Source organism: Amycolatopsis orientalis DSM 43388, assembly GCF_000411975.1.
Classification (GTDB): domain Bacteria; phylum Actinomycetota; class Actinomycetes; order Mycobacteriales; family Pseudonocardiaceae; genus Amycolatopsis; species Amycolatopsis orientalis_D.
This window is the reverse complement of the sequence record NZ_ASXG01000079.1, coordinates 117,584-140,147: the sequence shown is the minus strand read 5'-3', so window position 1 is coordinate 140,147 and position 22,564 is coordinate 117,584. Positions and strand designations below refer to the sequence as shown.

At 71.5% G+C, this 22,564-nt stretch carries 14 protein-coding genes; 3 read left to right on the top strand and 11 right to left on the bottom strand.

Annotated elements, in window-relative coordinates:
* Position 1: 1 nt before the first annotated feature.
* Together L942_RS16230 and L942_RS16225 are read left to right on the top strand one after the other, a co-directional pair.
* Positions 2–940, top strand: coding sequence for a carbohydrate ABC transporter permease (locus tag L942_RS16230; protein ID WP_081655093.1), 939 nt, complete (start codon positions 2–4; stop codon positions 938–940).
* 13 nt (positions 941–953) lie between these two features.
* Entirely contained in the window at positions 954–1,799 is an 846-nt protein-coding gene (locus L942_RS16225; protein WP_200862828.1) for a carbohydrate ABC transporter permease, read from the top strand.
* A 68-nt stretch (positions 1,800–1,867) separates the two neighbouring features.
* On the opposite strand, the gene L942_RS16220 is transcribed toward L942_RS16225, so the two are convergent.
* The 6 genes from L942_RS16220 to L942_RS16195 all read right to left on the bottom strand — a co-directional run bounded on the left by L942_RS16220 (position 1,868) and on the right by L942_RS16195 (position 14,908).
* Entirely contained in the window at positions 1,868–3,046 is a 1,179-nt protein-coding gene (locus tag L942_RS16220; protein ID WP_051166016.1) for an MFS transporter, read from the bottom strand.
* A 22-nt stretch (positions 3,047–3,068) separates the two neighbouring features.
* On the bottom strand, positions 3,069–4,268 hold the full coding sequence (locus L942_RS16215) for a cytochrome P450 (protein WP_037360945.1): 1,200 nt from the start codon (positions 4,266–4,268) through the stop codon (positions 3,069–3,071).
* A gap of 16 nt (positions 4,269–4,284) precedes the next feature.
* Positions 4,285–6,435, bottom strand: coding sequence for a hypothetical protein (locus L942_RS16210; protein ID WP_037361074.1), 2,151 nt, complete (start codon positions 6,433–6,435; stop codon positions 4,285–4,287).
* Between the two features lie 26 nt (positions 6,436–6,461).
* Positions 6,462–13,001 (bottom strand): type I polyketide synthase, encoded by a 6,540-nt coding sequence (locus L942_RS46005; RefSeq protein ID WP_063695781.1) that lies wholly within the window; start codon positions 12,999–13,001, stop codon positions 6,462–6,464.
* 88 nt (positions 13,002–13,089) lie between these two features.
* Positions 13,090–13,692, bottom strand: a complete 603-nt coding sequence (locus tag L942_RS16200) for an SGNH/GDSL hydrolase family protein (RefSeq protein WP_037360943.1) — start codon at positions 13,690–13,692, stop codon at positions 13,090–13,092.
* A 16-nt stretch (positions 13,693–13,708) separates the two neighbouring features.
* Positions 13,709–14,908: an NAD(P)/FAD-dependent oxidoreductase gene (locus L942_RS16195; RefSeq protein WP_037361071.1), complete on the bottom strand. Its 1,200-nt coding sequence runs from the start codon at positions 14,906–14,908 to the stop codon at positions 13,709–13,711.
* Positions 14,909–15,134: 226 nt separating this feature from the next.
* On the opposite strand from L942_RS16195, the gene L942_RS16190 reads away from it, so the two are divergent.
* Positions 15,135–15,665 (top strand): PaaI family thioesterase, encoded by a 531-nt coding sequence (locus tag L942_RS16190; protein WP_037360939.1) that lies wholly within the window; start codon positions 15,135–15,137, stop codon positions 15,663–15,665.
* Positions 15,666–15,712: 47 nt separating this feature from the next.
* Here the strand turns inward: L942_RS16190 and L942_RS16185 are convergent, their stop codons facing one another.
* From L942_RS16185 to L942_RS16165, 5 genes are read right to left on the bottom strand one after another with little or no spacing between them, the layout of a single operon-like run.
* A complete protein-coding gene (locus L942_RS16185; protein ID WP_235079179.1) occupies positions 15,713–17,452 on the bottom strand; it encodes an AMP-dependent synthetase/ligase in 1,740 nt (579 codons plus the stop codon).
* The gene (locus L942_RS16180) at positions 17,449–18,786 is read right to left on the bottom strand and encodes an acetyl-CoA carboxylase biotin carboxylase subunit (RefSeq protein WP_037360937.1); all 1,338 of its coding nucleotides are present in this window, start codon (positions 18,784–18,786) and stop codon (positions 17,449–17,451) included. The genes L942_RS16185 and L942_RS16180 overlap by 4 nt, the downstream gene beginning before the upstream one ends.
* A complete protein-coding gene (locus L942_RS16175) occupies positions 18,783–19,268 on the bottom strand; it encodes an acetyl-CoA carboxylase biotin carboxyl carrier protein (RefSeq protein WP_051166015.1) in 486 nt (161 codons plus the stop codon). Before L942_RS16175 ends, L942_RS16180 begins: the two co-directional genes overlap by 4 nt.
* A complete protein-coding gene (locus L942_RS16170) occupies positions 19,265–20,986 on the bottom strand; it encodes an acetyl-CoA carboxylase carboxyl transferase subunit (protein WP_051166014.1) in 1,722 nt (573 codons plus the stop codon). Before L942_RS16170 ends, L942_RS16175 begins: the two co-directional genes overlap by 4 nt.
* Positions 20,983–22,557, bottom strand: a complete 1,575-nt coding sequence (locus L942_RS16165) for a PfaD family polyunsaturated fatty acid/polyketide biosynthesis protein (protein ID WP_037361062.1) — start codon at positions 22,555–22,557, stop codon at positions 20,983–20,985. Before L942_RS16165 ends, L942_RS16170 begins: the two co-directional genes overlap by 4 nt.
* Between the last annotated feature and the right edge of the window lie 7 nt (positions 22,558–22,564).

The following is a 22,564-nucleotide window of genomic DNA, read 5'->3' as shown; positions in this document are numbered from 1 at the left end:
GATGTTCGTCGAAGTAGCCGCGCCCGCGGTGGTCGTGGCGCCGCGGGCCGCCCGCCCGGCCCTCGTGCGGCGGGTCCTGCGCGCCACGCCGCCCTACCTGTACCTCCTGCCCGCGCTGGCGCTGCTGGTGATCTGGACTTACCGCCCGCTCGTGCAGACCGCGCAGCTGTCGTTCTTCTCGTGGAACCTGCTGCCCACGCAGCCGGCGACGCCGGTGGGGCTCGGCAACTACAGCCGGCTGTTCCAGCTGCCCGCCGTCGGGCAGTCGGTGCTGCGCACGCTGGAGGTGATCGGCGGGCTGGTGCCGTTCACGATCCTGGTTCCGCTGGCGGTCGGCCTGCTCAGCCAGCGCATCCACGGCCGGGCTCGCGCGGTCTACCAGGCGCTCGTGTTCGCGCCCCTGCTCGTCGCCCCGGTGGCGAGCGCGACGGTGTGGGAGTGGCTGCTCGAGCCCGGCGACGGCGTGGTCAACCGGGTGCTCGGCACGCACGTGAACTGGCTGCACGACACCGCGTGGGCGCAGCCGGCGATCATCCTCGTGACCGGCTGGCACCTGATCGGGTTCGCCGTGCTGGTGGTGTCGGCGGGCCTGTCGAACATCAACCGCGACTACGCCGAGGCGGCGATGATCGACGGCGCCTCCCGCGGCCAGATCACCCGCTGGATCACGCTGCCGTTGCTTTCGCCGACGTTGGTGTTCCTCGCGCTGATGACCGTGCTGCTGTCGGCGCAATGGACCTTCCCGCTCATCGACACGATCACCCAGGGCGGCCCGTCCGGCGCGACCACGAACGTCTATTACCTGTTGTGGGACTACAGCTTCCACAGCTTCGACGCCGGGCTCGGCACTGCCGCGGGCATGCTGCTGTTCGTGGCCTTCGGGATCGTCGCGGCGGGACTCGTGCTGCTCGGCGAAAAACTGACCGTCCACGACGACTGAGGAGCTGGACACCGTGGATTCCGTGCCGATCGCCCTCCCCGGACGCTCCCGGTGGCGCGCCGTGCCCGGCCACCTCGCGCTGGGGCTGCTGGGCGTGCTCTGCGTCTTCCCGATCTACTGGCTGTACGCGACGTCGCTGCGCCGTCCCGACCAGGTGCTGTCGCTGTCGCCGATCCCGTGGCCGCTCTCGCTCGGCAACTACGCCGACGCGGTCCAGCTGGTCGACATCCCGCAACTGCTGCTGAACACCACGCTGGTCGCCCTGCTGACAGCGCTCGGTCAGCTGCTCACCGGGCTGCTCGCGGCGTACGCGTTCGCCGCGTGGTCGTTCCCGCTCAAGCGCTTGTGCTACCTGCTGTTCGTCGGCACCTGGCTCGTGCCGTTCCAGGTGACGATGCTGCCCAATTACGTGCTGCTGCTGCAGCTGGGCCTGCTCAACACTCTCGGCGGGGTGGTCGTGCCGAACCTGTGCTCGGCGCTCGGCGTGATCCTGCTGCGCCAGCACCTCGACGGATTCCCGAAGGAACTTCTGGAGGCGGCCAAAATGGACGGCCGCTCTTCTTGGCGTACCTTGTGGACGGTCGTGGTGCCGAATCTCCGCGCCCCGCTCGCCGCGTTGGCGATTCTGCTGTTCGTCACGGCCTGGAACGAGTACTTCTGGCCGGCGATGGTGTTGCAGCGCAGCAACGACGTGCTGCAGCTCGGGCTGCGCAGCTTCATGATCAGCGAGGGCGGGCAGGGCACTTACTGGGGCCCGCTGATGGCGGTCGCCGGACTGGCCTGCTTGCCGATCTTCGTGCTGTACCTGGTGCTGCGGCGGCACATCGTGAGCGCCTTCGTCCGCTCGGGCCTGAAGTAGGACGTCCGGAAACGACTCCGGCCCGCCGTCGACGCTGACGGCGGGCCGGAGCTTTCCGGCACTGGCGATCAGTGCCGGCGCAGGTGGCGGACCAGCGAAAGCAGCAGGCTCACCGCCGCGAACGCGGTGGCGAACATCCAGATGTGCCCGGCGCCGAGGCCCGCGATCACCGCGCCGCCGATCGCCGAGCCGAGCGCGATGCCCAGGTACATCGCGGATCCGTTGAGCGACAACAGCATCGGCGCCTGCTGCGGCGGGGCGTCGGCGATCATGCTGTGCTGCTGCGCGGGCAGGAAGGCCCAGCCGACGACGCCCCACACGAACACGAAAGCGAACGTCGCGATCAACGACTGCGAGGCGATCGGCAGCAACGCCATGTCCGCGGTGAAGACGGCGAGGGCGGCGAGCAGCACCGGCCGCGAGCCGAAGCGGTCGACCAGCGAGCTGCCGAAGCCGAGACCGACAAGCGCGCCCAAGCCGTGTGCCATGATCAACGCCCCGACCAGGCCGGCTCCGACCGCGGGTGCGGCGGCGAAGATCGGCTCCACGTAGGTGTAAACCATGAGACCGGCGCACATGCCGGTGACCGTGACGACGAGCGCGAGCAGCACTGCCGGGCGGCGCAACGGCACCAGTCGCTCCCGCAACGGAACCGACGGCGTCTCGCCGCCCGCCGAGACGGTCAGCGCGATGCCGAGCAACGCCACGACCGCCAGCACCGCGACGAACACGAACGCCGAGCGCCAGCCCCAAAGGTGCGACAGCCACACACCGATCGGCACGCCCGCGAGCGTCGCGACGGAGATGCCGCCCATGACGATCGCGAGCGCGCGGCCCCTCCGGTCGGCGGGGACCATGCCCGCCGCGGCTGCGGCAGCGAGCGGGCTGTACAGACCCGCGAGGCAGCCCGCCGCGATGCGCGCCACGGTCATCACCCAAGGCGCCCACGCGACGGCGGCGAGCAGGTTCACCAGCACGAACCCGCCGATGGCGAACAGCAGAAGCCGCCGTGGCGAACGGACTTGCGCGACGGTCATCACGACCGGCGAGCCGAGCGCGTACGCCAGCGAATAGGCGGTGACGAACAACCCGGCGCCGGCGACGGACATCCGCAGGTCCCCGGCCAGGTCCGACAGGATGCCGGCGATCAGGTAGTTGTCGGTGCCGGCGCAGAACGCGCCGAGCGCCAGCATCACGACGGGCAGCCACCGGGCAGTGGTCCGGTCCGTGGCGACAGCGGAGGTCATCGGGTTCCCCTCGTTCGGCCGGTCACCAGGTGACCGGAAGTGCGTCCAGGCCGTAGAAGTTGGTGTTGGGCCGCCAGGCGATGTCCTCGAACGGCACGGCCAGGCGCAGCCCGGGGAACCGCCGGAACAGCGCGGGCAGCGCCATCCGCAGCTCGAGCCGGGCCAGGGGCGCGCCGATGCAGTGGTGGATGCCGTGGCCGAAGGCGAGATGGCCGCTGGGGTCGCGGGACGGGTCGAAGCGGTCGAGATCCGGCCCGAGCCGCTCGTCGCGGTTGGCCAGCGGCGGCGAGCACATCAGCAGCTCCCCGGCGCGCACCAGCTGCCCGGAGATCGTGACGTCCTCCTGCGCGACCCGCGGGAACAGGTTGTGCGTGATCGACAGATAGCGCAGGAGTTCCTCCACGACCTGGTCCCGTTCCCGGTCCCCGGCGAACAGGAGCGGCACGTGTTCGGGGTGGCGCAGCAGGACGAGGGTGCCGAGCGAGAGCATCGACATCGTGGTCTCGTACCCGGCCTGCACCATCAGGTCGGCGACGCCGGCGAGTTCGCGGTCGGTCAGCTCGTCCCCGTGGTCGCGGATCAGCATCCCGAGCATGCCGTCGCCGGGGTTCGCGCGCTGCTCGCGGACGAACTCGACCATGATCGCGCCCGCGCGCTCGGACGCCGCGCGGCGTTCTTCGACCGGCAGCGAGAAGTCGGTGAACTTCGAGCTGAGCGGCAGCAGCGCGGTGCGGGATTCGAGGGAGACGCCGAACAGTTCGCAGATCACCACCATCGGCAGCCGCAGCGCGAACTGGGAGACGAGTTCGGCGCCATGGCCGCTGCGGCCGCCGCGCTCCATCTCGTCGAGGTGCTCGGCGACCGTCTCCTCGATGCGCGGTTCGAGCCGGGCGAGACGGCGTTTGGTGAACTCGGCGGCGAGCATGCGCCGGAGCCGGGTGTGCGCGGGCGGGTTGTAGACGATGAACCAGCCGGTGCCCTCCACGCCGTCCTCGCCGTCGGCGGTGGCGAAGTACGGCGGCGGCGCGCTGGTGAACCGCTTGTGGTCGCCGAGGATCATGCGGACGTCGTCGTAGCGCGTGACGAGCCAGGTCTCGACGCCCCAATGATGGTCCACCTTGGTCACCGGCCGCTCGTCGCGCAGCCGTTCGAGTTCCGGCAGCGGGTCGAAGCCGTCGCGCCGCGCGAACACCGGCGGCAGGGGTGTTTCCACGTCGGTCATGTCGGAACCTCTCTGGTCACCAGGGTTCGGCGCCGCGGTCGCGCAGTTCGACGGCGACGCCGGTCAGTTCGTAGATCCGCAGGCCGGGCTTCCAGACGCTCGCCTCGGCGAGCACCCGCACCCGGCCGGGGCGGCGCTGCACGTCCTCGATGTGCACTTCGAGCGTCATCTCGCGGTCCTCGGCGAGGATCTGGCCGCGGTAGCGCCAGGACAGCGGCAGCCCGGCCGGGACCACGAACTCCGGAGCGGCGAGACCGTCGGCCAGGCCCGCGTCGAGCGCCCATTCCTGCAGGGCCTGCAGCACCGCCTCGACGCCGAGCGAGCCGGGCATCACCGGGTCGAGGTGGAAGTGGTAGGCGAAGAACCAGTCGCCGTCGGCGACCGGGCGCACGGCGCGCAGGTAACCGCGGCCGTGCCTGCCCCCGCCGTCGACCACGTCCACGGTGTCCAGCAGGGCCAGATGTCCTTGTGCCGCACGGACCTTGCCGGGAGCGGCGCGGCGGGCGGCGACGTCGACGGTGCGGAAAGCGGGCGGGGTCCGCTGCGCGTCGAACCAGGTGGGGACGAACGCGCCGTTGTCGAGGCCGTTCTGGTTGGCCAGCGCGGTCTCGTTGAAGAACCCGAAGAGGGATTCCCCGCGGTAGAAGGGTTCGCCGTCCACGGACAGCTCATAGGAGAACGACTGGAGGACGGCTCCCACGAGAACGGTGGTGCTCAGCAGTTGCGTCTTCTGGCGGATGGTTTTGTCGCGAAGGTCGACCTCGCGCAGCACGGTGGCCGTGCCGTCGAGGTTGCGCAGGCTGTAGTCCTCGTCGGGCGCGGTGAGGGTGGCGCCCAGGAAGTAGCCGAGCAGCAGCGCGGACTGCAGGGAGGTCTCCATGTACACGACGTTGGGCATGGCGGCATTGGCGGTTTCCGCGTAGTACCAAGAATCCGCCGGCGAGTCGTATTCGGTGCGAGCGGCCGCCGATGTGAGGTCGCCGCGGCGGCCCTCGACTGCCATCACCCGGTCGCACAGCTGAAGCCCGTGGTTCGGCATGCGCGTCGCGCGGCGGCCCGCGTAGGCGGAGAATTCGGGGCCGAGTGCGATGCCGAGATCGCCGCGGGCGCTGTGAGTCATGTGGAACTCGTTCAGGAGCGCACGTTCGCCGTCGGCGTTGTAGCGGCCGAAGGACGTGCTGATCACGCCGCCCGTTTCCGGGGCCACCGGGGTGCCCGGTGCCTCGCGGATTTCCAGGACCAGGTCGCGCACCCGCGCCACGACGGCACCGGCTTTGCGCACTTCGGCCCTGACCCGCAGCCACGGGCGCGGGATGAGGTCCATGCTGACCACATCGAGGATCAGCTCGCCGGCGCCGTCGATCGGTGCGCTGATGTCCACTTCGGACTGTTCGGTCCCGGCGTGGAACCCGCTGCCGGCGAGGCACAGGTGCAGGCCGTTCTGGAGAGCGAACACCTGGGCGGCCTGCCAGGCGAGTTCGATCGCGGCGGGGACATCGCCGGTGCCTGCGAAGTACTCGGCGCGGAGTTGGCCACGGTGCCAGGATCCGCCGTGTCTCGTCAGTTCGGTCACGCGGGTGAGGTTCGCGTGTGCGCCGGAGACGAGGCGGACATCGGAGTTGTCGCCATGCTGGTCGTAGGCGGAGCCGAAGACCGCGGCGATCTCCCCGCGGGCCAGCGCCGCGAGGGCGGCTTGGTCGAGGGTGGTCACCTGGGTGCGGGCGAGTGCTTTGAACGCGCTCATCGTCGTCGCGGGCGGCGGAAGTTCGAGCGCGCGCCCGGGCGGGGCGGCCTCCACCGTCAGGCCGGTCGCGGGGGTGTAGGCGACCTTGACCGGCTGGGTCGTGCCGGAGTTTCGCCGGGTCCGCCCGAGCGCGGCGAGCGCCCGCCGCTGGAGCGCGGACTGCACGGCCATGGCCGACAGGTGGGTCGCGACCAGTTCGGCGCGCACGTCGCGAATCAGGTCGGCGACCAGGTTTGCTGCCGCTTCGTTCCGTGGTGCCGGTGAAGCAGTCGGTTGTGGGTGGTCGCGGTCCGGACGGGGTTCGGCGGGCGGTTCCGGCTCGTTGTGCGCGGCGGGCAGCCTTTCCTCGCCGGGGCTGGCTGACCCCAGGAGCGCGTCGAAGGGTTCGCCGTCGAAGGCGAGGACGTCGAGGTGGGCCGTCATCGGGGCTCCGTTCCGGGTGGCGGCGGTCATCGGGCGGACCGCAGGCGGACGGCCTGGGCGAACTTCGCGGTCATCTCCGGGGTGGCGATCACCGACAGGTCGCGGTAGCGCTGAAGGACGCGGCCGTCCGGAGCGCAGGCGGTGGCGGTGACCGTCACTTGGGAACCGGCGTCGCGCAGATCGTCGACGACTACGACGAACGGCGTGTCGCCGGTCAAGGGCGCGAAGTACTCGATCCGGCCGATCTCGAGCGGCAGGCAGCCGGAGTCGAGGAACCACACGCCGAGCAGCGAACCGGCCTGCAGGACCACGTCGGCGAGGACCGGGCTGTGCCAGGCGCCCGCGAAGTTGCCCTGGCCGAGCGGGGTGTCGGGCAGGCGGCACTCGACGACCAGGCGCCGCTCCTCCCGCTTCAGGATCCGGCGCACGCCTTGCAGGAGCGGGCCGTGGAACAGGTGCGCGGACTGGTAGACCTCCAGTCCGTCTTCCGGACCCGAGCCCAGTGCGGGCACCGCCAGCACGGGACCGGACGGAACCTGCGCGGAGAGGACGAACGTGCCGGAGAAGTGCGCCGGCGAGACCGCCTTGCCCGGTTCGGCGGAACGGATCACGGCCTGGACCGTCAGCCGGTCGCCCGTCCACTGCCCGGCCATGGCCTCGAAACGGTGGTCGCGGTCGTGGCCGCCGTCGTAGACGATGCCTTTCAGCACCTCGAATCCGGTGCATTCGACGACGCGCAGGCCGGGGTTGGCGCGTTCCAGCGCGTTGATCATCCAGCCGAGCCCGGCCGCGGCGGGGAACACCGGGTGCTCGCCGACCTGGTGATCCAGCAGCACCGCGTCGGAGGCGAGCGCGGCGAGGTCGCGGCTCGCGGTGAACGCCGCGCTGGCGCCCGTCCGGACAGGCGGGGCGAGCGGCACTGGCGGGCCGATCAGCATCGAGACGTCCTCGGTGCGCGGCGGCGCGAACTGTGCGGCGAAGGCGCGGGCCCCGGCGTCCGTCGCCAACAGCGGCACGCCTCGGGAGCGGAACATCTCCCGCAGCTCCGGCGTGACCATGCCGCCGTCCCACGCACCCCAGTTGAGCGCGGTGACGTGCTGCGCCGGCGATTCGCGCTTCCAGCTGACGGCCACTCGGTTGAGCGCTTCGTTGGCCGTGGCGTAGTCGGCCTGGCCGGGGTTGCCCAGCACGCCCGCGATGGAGCCGAAGAGGATCACGTGGCGGAGTTCGCCGCCTTCGAGTGCGGCCGCGACGTTCGTGAGACCGTCCACTTTGGTCGCCAGCACCGTCCGGATGTCCTCGGCGGTCTTGGTTTGCAGCAGACCGTCGGCGAGCGCACCGGCACCGTGCACCAGTCCGGTGACGCGTTCGCGGTACGGAGCGAGTGCTGTGCTGGTCGCGTCGGCGTCAGTGATGTCGACGGTGACGTAGTGCCCGCGCTCGCCCAGCGCGCCGAGAGTCGCGCGGATTTCCCGCTGTGCCTGGAGATCCCGGACGAGGCGCGTCAGGTGCTGCGGGGTCGGCTTCTCCCCCGCATCGTGCAATGCCGTGATCGCGGCTGATTTGAGGTCGTCGTCCGCGACGCCAGCCGCCCACTCAGGCTCGTCGGCCAGTGTGGTGCGGCCGAGGAGGACGAACTCGCAGCCGGTCTGTGCGGCGAGTTCCCGGACGCAGTGCGCGGTCACGCCGCGCGCTCCGCCGGTGACGACCAGGACATCGTCGGCAGTGAGCGTCGATGCCCCCGCAGCGGTGGGCTCGACCGGCAGCGGCCGTACTGTCCAGCGGCGGCGGTCGGCGCTGATCGCGACCTCGCGGGTGTCGAGGGCGGCGTCGGCGAGTTCCGCGACGAGGGTTTCGGCCAGCACGTCGTCGCCCAGCTCGGGCGCGAGGTCGAGGGCCCGGCAGAACACCGTGGGCGCTTCGAGGGCCAGCGTTTTCACCAGACCACCGACCCCGCCGACGAGTGCCGCTTCCGCTGGGCGCCCGCCGCCGTGGCCTAGCGCGCCGTCGATCCGCGTGACGGTGGCGAATGCCGCCCGGGTCCCCTGCGCGGCGGTCGCTTCGAGACGCTCGCGCACCAGCTTGGCGGTGAGGATGGAGTCCGCCATCCGGCGCGCGCCAGCGCCTCGGTCCGCGGGCAGCACGGTGAGGCAGAGGTCAATTTGCGTGGTGGCGTGCGGCGCGAGGGCCTGCTCGATCTCCGTTCCGTCCCAAGTGGACAGCTCGTTTCCGGTGCTCTCCGGAACCGTGACGGTGTGGACGGTCCATCCGTGCAAGCTCAGGCCCGCCGCGAGAATCTCCGCGGTCCGGTCGCCGTGGTCGACAACCAGCGCGGTCGGGGCTTCGCGGAACGCTCCTTCGAGCCGGTCGATGCCCGGCAGCGGCACCGGTTCGATGCGCAGCAACACCGGGTCCGCGCCGTCCTCGACGACGGGTTCCGTGGTAGGTGCCTCGGCCTTCCCGCCGAGGAAGCTGATGATGTCGCTCAGGGTGCGGAGTTCCGCCACCTGCTCCGGACCGACGGGCGGGATGCCGTCCACTCGCTCGCCGAGAGCACCCAGGATCTGGACCCGCTTGATCGAATCCACGCCCAGATCGGCTTCCAGATCCATCGAGACATCCAGCATCTCCACCGGATAACCCGTCTTCTCCGCCACCACCTCCACCAACACCGACTCCACATCCGGCCCGGCGGACTTGGCACCACCGCCGAGGAAGCCGATGATGTCGCTCAGCGTGCGGAGTTCCGCCACCTGCTCCGGACCGACGGGCGGGATACCCTCCACCCGCTCGCCGAGAGCACCCAGGATCTGGACCCGCTTGATCGAATCCACGCCCAAATCGGCTTCCAGATCCATCGAGACATCCAGCATCTCCACCGGATAACCCGTCTTCTCCGCCACCACCTCCACCAACACCGACTCCACATTCGGCACCACCGGTGCGGCGTGGGCGGCACCACCGGACAGAAAACCGACAATGTCGCTCAACGTGCGAAGTTCCGCCACCTGCTCCGGCCCCACCGGCGGAATACCCTCCACCCGCTCACCGAGAGCACCCAGGATCTGAACCCGCTTGATCGAATCCACCCCCAGATCGGCTTCCAGATCCATCGAGACATCCAGCATCTCCACCGGATAACCCGTCTTCTCCGCCACCACCTCCACCAACACGGACTCCACATCCGGCCCGGCGGCGGGAAGTTCGGGCGGCGCCGCGGCGGCGAGTTCCGGGTGGTGACCGTTCGTCGTGACCACAGTGGACACGGGAGCCGCCGGGGCCGCGACGGGCTCCGGGGAAGCAGCGGGCGCCGGGGAAGCAGCGGGTGCCGGAGCGACCCCGGCGGTGGCGTGCTCGAGATCGGTGAGCGAGGCGAGGATCTCGTTGACCCGGGTGTGCGAGCGGCCGATCGCGAGGCTCTGGTCCTTGATCGCCGACACGGTGGCCACCAAGCCGTCGGAGACCGCGCCCGCCTGCTGTGCCTCGCGCAGCACCGAGACGAGCTCGCCGGTCACTTCGAGTTGCGTTTCGGTGTAACGCTCGTGCAGGGCGAGGTGCTGGTGGACGACCTCGTCCCGGCTCGGGCCCGCCGCGACCGGGACTGCCGGAGCCGGGGGTTCGGGAGCCGCGGCCGGAGCGGGCGGTTCGGGAACCCGCGCCAGCGCCGAGGAAACCGGGCCCGCGGCGGCGACGTGCTTCGCCGCCTCGGCGGCCTCCGCGACCGCTTCCAGCATCGTCGGCTCGCCGATCAGGCCCTCGTACCGCGCGCGCCGGGATTCCGGCACGAAGTCGCGGCCGGTGAGCTGCACGACCATACCCTCGGCCGGAACTTCCCGGAACGGCTCCGCGTCGGCGCGGTTGACCTCGTGGATGGGCGCGCCGAGGACAGCCAGGCGCAGCGCGGCCTTCTTCAACGCGGCGTCGCTGTCGCCGGTCGGTCCCTGGTCGGTGGGGATCGCGACGACCTCATCGCCGAGAGTCCGCTGCACAAGCTGGGTCAGCACGCCCTTCGGGCCGAACTCGACGAACACGGTGCAGCCGTCGGCGCGCATGGCCTGCAAGCCGCGCACGAACTCGACCGTTTCGAGAAGCTGCACGGTGAGCACCTCGCGGTTGCTCTCCACCGAAGCGCCGTACTCGCCGTCCGCGGAGTTCGCGTAGACCGGCAGTCGCGGCTCGCCGACGTGGGTGCGGCTCACGGCCTCGCGGAAAGGCTCGACGGCATGCGCCACATACCGCGTGTGGAACGCGCCCGCCACGGGCAGCTCCCGCACCGACAGCCCCGCGTCATGGCAGGCAGTCACGAACGCGGCTACTGCGGTGGTCCCGCCGCCGACCACGACCTGTTCCGGCGCGTTGTGGTTGCAGATGCCCACGTCCGGGTGCCCGGCCAGCAGTTCGGCTACCTGTTCCCGGCTCGCCTGGACCGCGGCCATCGTGCCCGGGTCCGCGTCCGGGTCTCCGGTGTCGCCGGCCATCGCGTCGCCGCGCGCTTTGGTCAGGGAGAAGAAATCCTCGTCCGCGAGCGAACCCGCGGCCCACAGCGCGGTCAGCTCGCCGAAGCTGTGCCCCATCACGCCAGCGCAGTCGAGGCCCCGCTCGGTCAGGAACCGGTACTGGCCGGCCGAGAGCGCGGCGATCGCGGGCTGCGCGTGGTCGGTGCGCCGCAGCGTGTCCTCTTGCCCGGTGCGGGCTTCGGGGTCGAACACCGGCGGCGGGAACACGACGTTCGCCAGACCTGGGAACACCGCGTTGGCCTCGTCGAACGCCGCTGCGACGACCGGGTTGTTCAGGACCGCGGTCAAACCCATGTCGACGTACTGGCTGCCCTGTCCGGCGAACAACGCGCCGATCTTGAGGTCCGGCATCGTGCTTCGCCGGTAGAAAATTCCCTTGGGGTGCGCGAATTCCGCGCCTGCCGACGCCAGTTCCGCGGCAGCCAGCTCGCGCAGCGAAGCAGCCTCCTCGTCGCTGCGCGCGACAAAGCCGATCCGGGCATGGTCAGCCGGGATTCCCGCGTCGCCGTTCGGCGCGGCACCGGACCGCAGCAGGTCCGCGAGCGCCGCCGGGTCCGCGGCGTGCCACAGCTGCACGCGCGCGGTGCGGTGCAACGTCCGGATTCCGGTCCGATCGGCCGACGCTTCCTCCAGAACCGCGTGGAAGTTGGTGCCGCCGAAGCCCATCGCGGACGCGGCGGCGCGGCGGGCCGGGCGGCGCGGGTCGCGGATCCAGGGCCGCGTCTTGGTGTTCACGTAGAACGGCGAGGCCTCGTCCAGGGCCCGGTTCGGCTTGGTCACGTTGATCGTCGGCGGCAGCACCTTGTGATGCAGCGAAAGCGCGAGCTTCATCAGGCTCGCCGCGCCCGCGGCCCCCTTGGTGTGCCCGATCTGCGACTTCACGCTGCCGATCGCGGCGTACCCGGTCTCGTCGGTCTCCGCGCTCAGCACCGCCCGCAGCGCCGTCAGTTCCGTCTGGTCGCCCACGCGCGTGCCGGTCGCGTGCGCCTCGAAAAGACCGATGGACGCGGGCGAGCAGTCCGCGTCCTCGTACGCCCGGCGCAACGCCGCCTCCTGGCCCTCGGCGCGCGGAGCGTAGATGCTCTTGAACCGCCCGTCGCTGGACGAACCCATGCCGCGGATGACCGCGTACACGCGGTCTCCGTCGCGTTCGGCGTCGGCGAGGCGCTTGAGCGCCAGCATGCCGATGCCCTCGCCGACGAGCGTTCCGTCCGCGGTGTCGTCGAGGGGCCGGATCTGCCCGGACTTCGAGAGGGCGCCGACCTTGCTGAAGCACAGGTACCCGAACACCGAGTTCTCGGTGTCGCATCCGCCGGTGATCATCAGGTCGGACCGGCCGGACACCAGTTCGCCGATGGCCAGGTGCACGGCCGAAAGCGAACTCGCGCACGCGGCGTCGACGGTGCAGTTCATCCCGCCGAGGTCCAGCCGGTTGGCGATCCGCCCGGCGATCACGTTGCCCAGCAAGCCCGGGAACGAGTTCTCCTCCCAGGGCGCGAACGCCGCCGCGTATTTCTCGGCGATCTGCTCGGCGTCGGCCTGCGTCAGCCCGCAGCTGCGGACGACCTCCTTGAGCACCGGCGTGGACAGGCGCGCGGCGAGCGGATGCGACAGCGTCGTCGGCCCGGCCACGCCCAGCACCACGCCGGTGCGCTCGGGCCGGTACCACCGCGCGCCGACCGCGCCCGCGTCGGCGAGCACGTCGCGCGCCACGAGCAGGCTCAGCAGCTGCACGACCGTGGTGACCTCGAGCTGGTTGGGCGGCAGGCCGAACTCGGTGGTGCTGAACGGGACCTCGGGCACGAAGCCGCCGCGCCGGCAGTAGGTCTTGTCGGGGGCCGCCGGGTCCGGGTCGTAGTAGTCGTCGAGGTTCCACCGCGAAGCCGGCACCTCGGAGGTGCAGTCGGCGGCGTCGACGACGTTCTGCCAGAAGTCGCGGAAATTCCGCGCCATCGGGAACAGCCCGGACAGGCCCACGATGGCGATCGGATGGTCCGCGAGCCTGCGCGCGGTGTGCCGGTCGTCCTCGGGCCGCTGGTGGTCGTTCACGTGCCTACCCCTGTCTCAGGTTCTCATCCGGTCAAGGCAGCTGGTGTGATCGCCGTTGATCGCATGGGTCCCGGCGGTGCCGGGCGGGTCAGAGCAGCGCGCAGCGCGCCTCGTCGACGAGGTCCGCCATCGCGGCTCCGATGAGTTCGTGGCCGGCCGCGCTCGGGTGCATGCCGTCCGGGCACCACATCACCGGGTCGGCGGTGACCGGTGCGTTCGCCAGGTCGAGGCAGGCGAGCCCGAGTTCGGGCGCGAGCCGGCCGAGATAGTCGTTGGCTTCGGCGAATCGCCGCCGGAGCACCGCGCGGGCCGCGTCGGGCAGTCCGGGGAGCCGGTCCGGGATGCGCGGCCAGTTCGTCGTGAAGACCAGCCTGCCGGGCGCGACCAGCCGGGTGTAGATCGTGCGCAGGTTCCGCCGGAACCGCTCGGGGTCGTAATCGGTGACGAGGTCGTTCCCGCCGACGATCACCCCCATCAGCGGAGCCGGGTTCGCCAGCGCGACGGCCAGCTGCCGGTCCACCACGTCCTGCGTGGTCGCCCCGTACGAACCGAGGTTCAGCACCGGGCCGCGGATGCCGAGCGACTGTGCCAGGTGGACGGTGAAGCCGGCGAACGAGCCGTCCGGCCGCACCGGCGCGCCGCGGCCTTCGGCGAAGCTGTCGCCGATCACGGTCAGTTCGTGCTGAGGCAACGTCGGTCCTTTCCCGTCAAGCCGAAGCGCCCAGGAGCTTGGCCATGCGCTCGGGCGCGAAGAACTCCTCGCCGGTCATCCCGCCGCCGATCATCGCGAAGAAGTCCTTGGCGTACGCGGAATCCCCGCCGAGCGCGCGGAAGACCGCGTGCAGTTGCGGGGTGAGCTCGAGCGTGGAGATCGAACAGGTGAACTCGAAGCTGGAGTGCGACTTCGCGTCGCGCTCGCGCTGGTACTCCGCCAGCGCGTCGGCCATCGGCACGTCGCCGGAGAGGCCGTCGTGCACCCGGTCGGCGAGCAGTTGCGCGTACTCGAACGCGTCGGAGATCCCCAGCCCGGTGAGCGGGTCCTTGTGGTAACCGGCGTCGCCGACGAGCGCCCAGCCCGGGCCGTGCGACTGCCGGTAGTAGTTGTCCGGGTAGCGCATCGGGTGGAACCGGTCCTCGCGCTGTCCGTGCGCGGCGAGTTCCTCGGCGAACTCGGGCACGATCGCCCGCGCGATCGCGTGGAAGTTGCCCTCGACGTCGGCCCGGAATTCCGGCAGGGCCTCGGCTTTGCGCATCACGGCGACGAGCGTGCGGTCGTCGTGGGTGGGCCAGATGCCGATCTGCTCGCCCACGCCGATGCGGCTGTGGAAGTCGGTGCGCAGACCGCTGAAATAGCTGTAGTAGACAAAGCATTCGGCCGGCACCTCGCGGTAGCGCTGGGCTCCCACCGCCTCGGCCACGAACGAATTGCGCCCGTCCGCGCCGATGACTATGCGGGCGCGCTCTTCGTGCGCCTGGCCGTCCGCGGCGACGCCGCGGATCCCCACGACCCGGCCGTCCTCGAAGATCAGCTCCCGCACGGTGAAGCCCTCGCGCACCTCCGCACCGGCGGCCCGCGCTCCGTTGACGAGAATCTGGTCGAGCACCGTGCGGCGAGGCGCGTACGTCACATCGATGCCGTCGATCGCGTCGGCGAACCCGGCGATCACGATGTCCCGATAGGACACCGTCATGTGTTTGATCGCGGGCACGCCGGTCGCGACGAGTTCGTCCAGCAGGCCCCACGCGGCGAGCCGGGCGAGACCGCGCTGCTGGATGTAGTGAGTGGACACCGTGTCGCTGGGGAAGGTCGCGCGGTCCACCACCAGCACCCGGTGGCCGCGCCGGGCGAGCAGCATGCCAGCCGGTGAGCCCGCGCAGCGCGCGCCTATCACGATCGCGTCGTACATCAGGGTGCCTCCCAGGCGTCGCTCGAATTCCGGTGCGCGGTCACCGGCGACCACGGCGACAGTCAACCCCGGAACCGGCCCGGGGCTTGATCAGCATTCCGCCTTCCGATCACATCATTTGCCGCCCCGATTACCGGCGCACAATTGTCGCACCGGCAATGCCCGCGAGACGGCCGCGTCATTTCCGGTTCACCGATTCGCCGGCCGCCCGTGCGGTAATTCCGCCATGATTGCGAAAAACGGGCCCAGCACCGGAATCACCGCCGCACAGGCCCGGCTGGCGTCGCTCGCCGGCGCGGCCGCCCCGGACTACGAGCAGATCCGCGCCACGATCGACACCGTCGTCCCGTTCGTGAACCTCGCGGGCGTGCGCATCACCGAACTCGGGCCCGGGACCGCGTCCGCCGAGGTGCCCGCCTCCGGGCAGATGCTCAACCACCTGGGCACGGTGCACGCGGGCGCGCAGTTCCTGGCCGCCGAGGTCGCGTGCGCGGCGGCGTTCTCCGGCGCGATCGCGCCGCGGATCCTGCACGTGCGGACCTTCGTGCTGCGCGACACCCGGGCGACGTTCCTGCGCGCGGCGAACGGCCGGATCCGGGCGCACGGCACGGTGTCCGGGCCGGACCTCGCCGCCGCGGTCGCGAGCCGGTCCGAGGCGCAATTCGAGCTCGCCGGAAAAGCGTTGCTGCGCGACGGCAAAGACGCCCTGGTGGCCACCATGGACTTCAACTACCTGTGCCTGCTGGCCGCGGCCTGAGGGTACGCGAAAAGCGGTGACCGCACTCGGCCACCGCTTTTCTGGCGTCAGTTTCCGTACATCCCCGAAATCGTCTCCTCGAATTCCGCTTCGAGCACGTGCCGGCGAAGCCGCAACGACGCCGTCAGCTGTCCGCGCTCCACCGAGAAGTCTTGCGGCAGCACCGCGAACCGGCGGATCGATTCCGCCCGGGACACCAGGGCGTTGGCTCCGTCCACCGCACTCGCGATTTCCCGCAGCAGCCGCTGGTCGTCCACCGGCACGCCGTCCGCGCAGTCCACGCCATGGGCCTCGGCCCATCCCGCGAGCGCGGCCGCGTCCACAGTGATCAGGGCGGTGACGAACGGCCGCCCCTCCCCCACCACCAAGCAGTTGCTCACCAGCGGATGCAGCCGCACCCGGTCCTCCAGCGGCGCGGGCGCGACGTTCTTGCCGCCGCTGGTCACGATGATCTCCTTGCGCCGACCGGTGAGGTGCAGGAACCCGTCGTCGTCCAGCAGCCCGACGTCGCCCGAGGCCAGCCACGGCGCCGGCGCCCCGGCCCGGTCCGGCCAGTACCCCGGGAACACCTGGTCGCCGCGGACGAGGATCTCGCCGTCGTCGGCGATCGCGACCGTCGTGCCGGGCACCGGCCGGCCGACCGCACCGGGACGATTCGCCCCCGGTGCGCTCATGCTGACCGCCGACGACGCCTCGGTGAGCCCGTACGCACCGAGCACTTCGACGTCCAGCGCGGCGAAAAAGTCCGCTGTGGACGGTTCCAGCGAGGCCCCGCCGGCCACGAAGTACCGCAGCTTTCCGCCGATCGCCGCACGCAATTTCTCTTGCGCCGCAGCGAAATCGACCGGCAGGTGCGGCTCGTCGGTCTTGTGCCGCCGCGCGTGCCCCAGAGCGACGGCAGCCGCGTCCACGGCCGGGAACGCCGCTTCGCCGACCGCGGTCCGGGCCGCCTTCCGGATTTTCTCCAGCAGGTACGGCACGCCGACCAGGAACGTCGGGCCGAACGACGGCAGCGCGCCCAGCAGTTCCGCGGGCGTCCCGACGAGTCCGGTACGGACGCCAGCCCAGACGCAGCCGAACTGCGTGACCCGGCCGTATACGTGCGCGAGCGGCAGGAACAGCAGGGTGGACGCCGGTCCTCCGGACGACGGCCGGAACACCTCGTGCAGCAGCTCCACGACGTTCGCGGCGGCCGCGAGCACGTTCCGGTGGGTCAGCAGGCAGCCTTTGGGCACGCCGGTGGTGCCGCTGGTGTAGACGATCGTCGCGAGGTCGTCGGCGCGCACGGCCGCCCGCCGCCGGTCGACCTCCTCGTCGGCGACCTCGCCCTCGGCCAGCTCGCCGAAAAGCCAGCAGGGCCCGGAAAGTCCCGCCTCGGCCAGGAATTCCCGCTGCTGCGGTGTTTCGGCGAAACCCGCCGCGGGCCGGGAATCGGCGATGATGTGGCGGATCTGCTCGGCCGACGACGTCGGGTACACCGGGACCACCACGGCCCCGACGCTCAGCGCCGCGAAGTCGGCGACCGACCACTCGTAGCTCGTCCGCCCCAGGACGAGCACCCGGTCACCCGGCTCGATCCCGGCCGACACCAGGCCATTGGCCACCTCGCGCACCTCGGTGGTGAACTCGCGGGCCGTCACGTCGAACCAGCCGCCCGCGGTCGCGCGGCTGAACACGACGTCGCCCGGATTCCGCTCGAAGACCGCGTCCGCGAGCCCCTCGTCGTCCGCGGGTTCGACCAATGCCGCAACGCGATACTCCCGCACGATGCCCTCCCGGCCGGTCACAGTGTCTCGATGAAGGTCGTGTCGTGTTCGGCCGCGCGGAACCGCGGATGGCCGAGCACCTCGTGCAGGAACTCCGCGGTCGTGGCGACCCCGGCGCCGCGCACTTCGACCTCCGCGAGGGCACGCCGCATCCGCGCGATCGCCGCGTCCCGGTCCGGCGCCCACACGATCACCTTGGCCAGCAGCGAGTCGTACAGCGCCGGCACGCGGTAGCCCGGATAGGCGTGGGTGTCGACCCGCGTGAACGGTCCGGCCGGAAGCCGGCATTCGTCGAGCAGGCCGGGCGCGGGCGCGAACTCCCGGGCGGGATCCTCGGCGTTGACCCGGCATTCGATGGCCGCGCCGGACAGACGCACGTCGTCCTGGGCGAAGCCCAGCGGCTCGCCCGAGGCGATCCGCAACTGCTCCCGTACCAGGTCCAGCCCGGTCACCGCCTCGGTCACCGGGTGCTCGACCTGCAGCCGGCAGTTGACCTCCATGAAGAAAAACCGCCGCTCCTCGTCCACGAGGAACTCGAACGTCCCGGCTCCGACGTAGCCCGCCGCCTCGGCTCCGCGCACCGCTGCCGCGCCCATCTCGTCGATCAGCTCCGGCGGCAGCAGCGGCGCCGGAGACTCCTCCACGAGCTTCTGGTGCCTGCGCTGCAACGAGCAGTCGCGGGCGCCGAGATGCACGACCGAGCCGTGCTGGTCCGCGAGCACCTGGATCTCGACGTGCCGCGCCGAGTCGAGGTACCGCTCCACGTAGAGCCTGCCGTCGCCGAACACCGCCTGCGCCGCAGCCCGCGTCTGGGTCCAGGCGCGCGGGAACTCGGCGGCCGACCGCACGACGGACATGCCCCGGCCGCCCCCGCCCGCGACGGCCTTGATGATCACCGGGTACCCGATCTCCCCGGCCAGTTTCGCCGCGTCGGCCGCACCGAGCGGGTCGCGGCTGCCGGGCAGCAACGGCAGCCCGGCGCCCGCCATGAGCGAGCGCGCGCTGGACTTGTCGCCCAGCTGCGCCATGACCTTCGCCGGCGGGCCGACGAAAGCGATCCCTTCGGCTTCGCAGATCTCGGCGAAATCCGCGTTCTCCGACAAAAACCCGTACCCGGGATGAATCGCCTCGACTCCCCGGCCGCGGGCCGCCTCGATCACCGAGGGAATGTCGAGATAGCTGTCCTTGGCCGCCGGGGGTCCGATTTGGACCGCTTCGTCGGCGAGCCGCACGGCGGCGGAATCGCGGTCGGCGCTCGAATGCACCGCCACCGAACGGATGCCGAGTTCCGCGCACGTCCGGATCACCCGCACCGCGATCTCGCCGCGGTTGGCCACCAGCAGCGACCCGATCACGGCGCGGGTTCCAGCACCAGCAGCGGCTGCCCGTGCTCTACGGGCGTCCCGTCGGACACGCGGAACTCGACGACGCGGCCCGCGCGATCGGAGGACACCGGGATCATCAGCTTCATCGCCTCGATGATGCCGATCTGCGTGCCGGCGGCGATCACGTCGCCTTCGGTCACGAACGGCTTCGCGCCGGGTTCGGGCGCACGGTAAAAAGTGCCGACTGTCTCCGCGCACACGGACGTCGTTCCGGCCGGTTCGGCGACCGGCGCCGGTGCGACATCCGGCGAGGCCGGCTCGGCCTCGGCGACGGAAGCCGCGGCCGGCTCCGGCCATTCGACCTCCACCGCCACGCCGTGCGCGCTCACCCGGACCGTCGCCGGGTGCCGCGGCGATTCCGTGCACAGCGCGAGCACCTGTTCGCGCAGCACGGTCACCACCTGGTCTGTTCCTTCCGCAATCGGCGCGCTCGCGTTCACTTCGGTGGTCACCGGGCCCTCTCCGAGTTGTCCGTCCTGGTGGAGTGCGGCGCGTCGTCGAGCAGCACTGAGCCGTCCGAGCCGAACGCGCGGAACCGCGCGCGACGGCGGGTCACGAGATTCATCTGGTCCAAGGGCACGAGCTGCGCCAGGCTCTCCGCCAGCGCCGCGCGCAACGCGGCGGCCGCGCGCACGTGGTCGGCGCCCGCGCCGCCGTCGGGTTCGGGGATCACCCCGTCGATCACGCCCTGGCTCAGCAGCGAGCGGGCGTCCACGCGCAGCGCCTCGGCGGCGGCCGGCGCGGCCGCCGGGTCTTTCCAGAGGATCGCGGCACAGCCTTCGGCGCTGATCACCGAGTACACCGCGTTTTCGCACATCAGCACCCGGTCGGCGAACGCCAGCGCGAGCGCGCCGCCGCTGCCGCCCTCGCCGGTCACCACGGCGACGACCGGCACCGGAAGCCCGGCCATCAGCTTGAGATTCTCCGCGATGGCGACCGCCTGCCCGCGCCGCTCGGCCTCGACGCCGGGGTAGGCGCCCGCGGTGTCGATCAGGGTGACGACCGGAAGGCCGAGCTTCGCCGCGAGCCGCATGGCGCGGGCGGCTTTGCGGTAGCCGGCCGGGCTCGGCATGCCGTAGGTGCGGCGGGCGAGTTCGTCGGCCGTGTGGCCTTTCTGCGTACCGATGAGCACGATCGGCTGGCCCTCGAACCGGCCGAGGCCGGCGACCAGGGCCGGGTCGTCCTCCGACATCCGGTCTCCGTGCAGTTCGTGGAAATCCTCCAGCAGCAGCGCCGCGTAGTCCAGCGTCGTGGGCCGGTCCAGTTCGCGCGCCGCCCGCACGCACTCCCACGCCGAACGTTCCGGCAGCCGCCGGGCGTCGGTGATCGTCGGCTCCGCCGGCGAGATCTCGGTCCGCGGCCCGTCCGGCCGCCGGGTCGCGATCGCCAGCAGCCGGCCGAGCGTCGCGCGCAGTGCGGCGCGCGGCCGGATCAGGTCCACGATCCCGTGCTCCAGCAGGAATTCCGCGGTCTGGAACCCGTCCGGCAGCGTCTGCTTGATCGTCTGCTCGATCACCCGCGGACCGGCGAAGCCGAGACGCGCGGCCGGTTCCGCGACGATCAGATCGGTCGACGTGGCGAACGAAGCGGCGACGCCGCCGAACGTCGGGTCGGTGATCAGCGAAACGGTGAGCAGACCGGCTTCGTCGAGCTGGCCGAGCGCCTGGCTGGTCTTGGCCATCTGCATCAGCGACAGCACGCCTTCCTGCATGCGCGCCCCGCCGGAGGCGGTGACGATCAGCAGCGGCGTCCGCTCGGCGAGCGCGACCTCGGCCGCGCCGGTGATCGCTTCGCCGACCGCGGAGCCGAGGCTTCCGCCGAGGAACCGGAAATCCATCGCGGCCACGACCACCGGATTGCCTTCGATCCGGCCGCGAGCGCACCGCACCGCCTCGACGAGGCCGGTGCGGGCGCGGGCGTCGGCGAGTCGTTCGGCATAAGGCCAGGTGTCGGAGAACTGCAGCGGGTCGGTGTCGGACACCACCAGCTCGAGCGGCTGGGCCGAACCCGGGTCGAGCAGCGAATCGAGCCGTTGCCCGGCGGTCAGCGCCGCGTGCCGGCCGCATTCCGGGCAGACTCGCCCGGAGCGGGCGAATCGCTTGCCGTACAGGATTTTTCCGCAGCCGCCGCAGACCAGCCACGCACTGCCGACCTCTTGGGTCGCGGTCATCTCGTCGCCTCCCCCAGCGGAACTGGGACGTAGGTGGTGCAGCGCGCCGGCAGGCGGACCCCGGCGGCGCGCAGCTGGCTCACGCGGGCCGAGAACGCGGCTCCGCGCATGATCTGGGCCGCGATCTCCGCCACCTGCCGGTGCCCCGGCGCGGCGAGGTAAGTGCCGCTGGCCCATTCGTTGAACGCGCCCATCGCCGGCCCGCACCAGATCTGGTAGTCGGCCGCGCGGCCGGGAGCCGCGCTCATGCTCCAGCCCGAGGACCGCCCGAGATACCAGCGGAAGACCAGCGCCATGCGCCGCTTCGGGTTGCCCTCGGCGCGCTCGAGCTGGTCCGGGTCGCGTTCGGAGAAGTAGCGCACGCAGTCGTCCCACACCTCGTCGAACGAACGCTGGAAGACCTTCCGCTCCAGGTCCGCGCGCTCGGCCGCGGGGATCGCGTCCAGGCCCGCGCAGGAACGGTAAGTGTCGTAGAGCCGCCGCGCGCGGGCCGGGAACATCGTGCCGCGCTTGAGGACCTGCACGTCGACCCCGAGTTCGAACATGTCCGACGACGGGGCCATCTCGGTGTCGGCCGCACCGGCCGCGGCGAGGAGCTTCTTGACCGCGTCGGACTGGTCGGCCTCGACCGAGGACTGGTTGACCGAACCGGTGACCACGTAGGCCGCCCCCATGGCGAACGCGGCCGCCGCCGCGGCGGGCGTGCCGATCCCGCCGGCCGCGCCGATCCGGACCGGCGCCGCGTGCGGATTCTCCCGGCTGATGCGGTCGCGCAGGGCGATCAGCGCGGGCAGCAGCACGACCAGCGGGCGGCGGTCGGTGTGCCCGCCCGAGTCGGCCTCGGCGGTGATGTCGTCGGCCATCGGGACCTCGGCGGCCCAGCGAGCCTGGTCCGCGGTGACCGCGCCCGTCTCGTGCAGGGCCCGCACCAGGCTCTCCGGAGCGGGCCGCAGGAATTTCTCGGCGACCTCGGCGCGCGAAACCTTCGCGATGACCCGGTTGCCGGCCACGACCCGGCCGTCGGCGCCGCGGTCGAGCCCCGCCAGCCGGTACCGCACGACCTCGGGCGTGAGGTCGAGGAACGCGGACGCCTCGACGCAGCGGACCTCGTGCCGCAGGCAGGCGTCCACGGTCGCCCGCTCCAGCGCGGGCTCGCTCGGGCTGTGAATCAGGTTGCAGGCGAACGGCCGCCCCGGCACCTCGCGACGGATCGCGGCGAGCGCTTCGTCGAGCTTCGCGGGCACCACGCCCGCGGCGCCGAACGACGCCAAGAATCCGGCCCGTGCCATCGCGGCGACCATGCGGGCCGACGCGATTCCGTTGGCCATCGCGCCCGCGTGGTAGGCGTGGCCGACTCCGTGCGCTTTGCGGAACTCCGGGTCCCCCAGCGATTCCGGCCGCACCGCCGGCGCCGCGGCGAGCACTTCGGCCCGGCGGGCGGCCGCGGCGTCGCGGGTGAGCGCGACCCCGCGCTCGTCGCGCGTCACGAACACCGGAGAATCCACTGTGGACAGTTGGTGGTAGATCGATTCCTGGTCCCTGGCCGCATCCGGCAAGGCTGTTGTGCTCACACCGCGA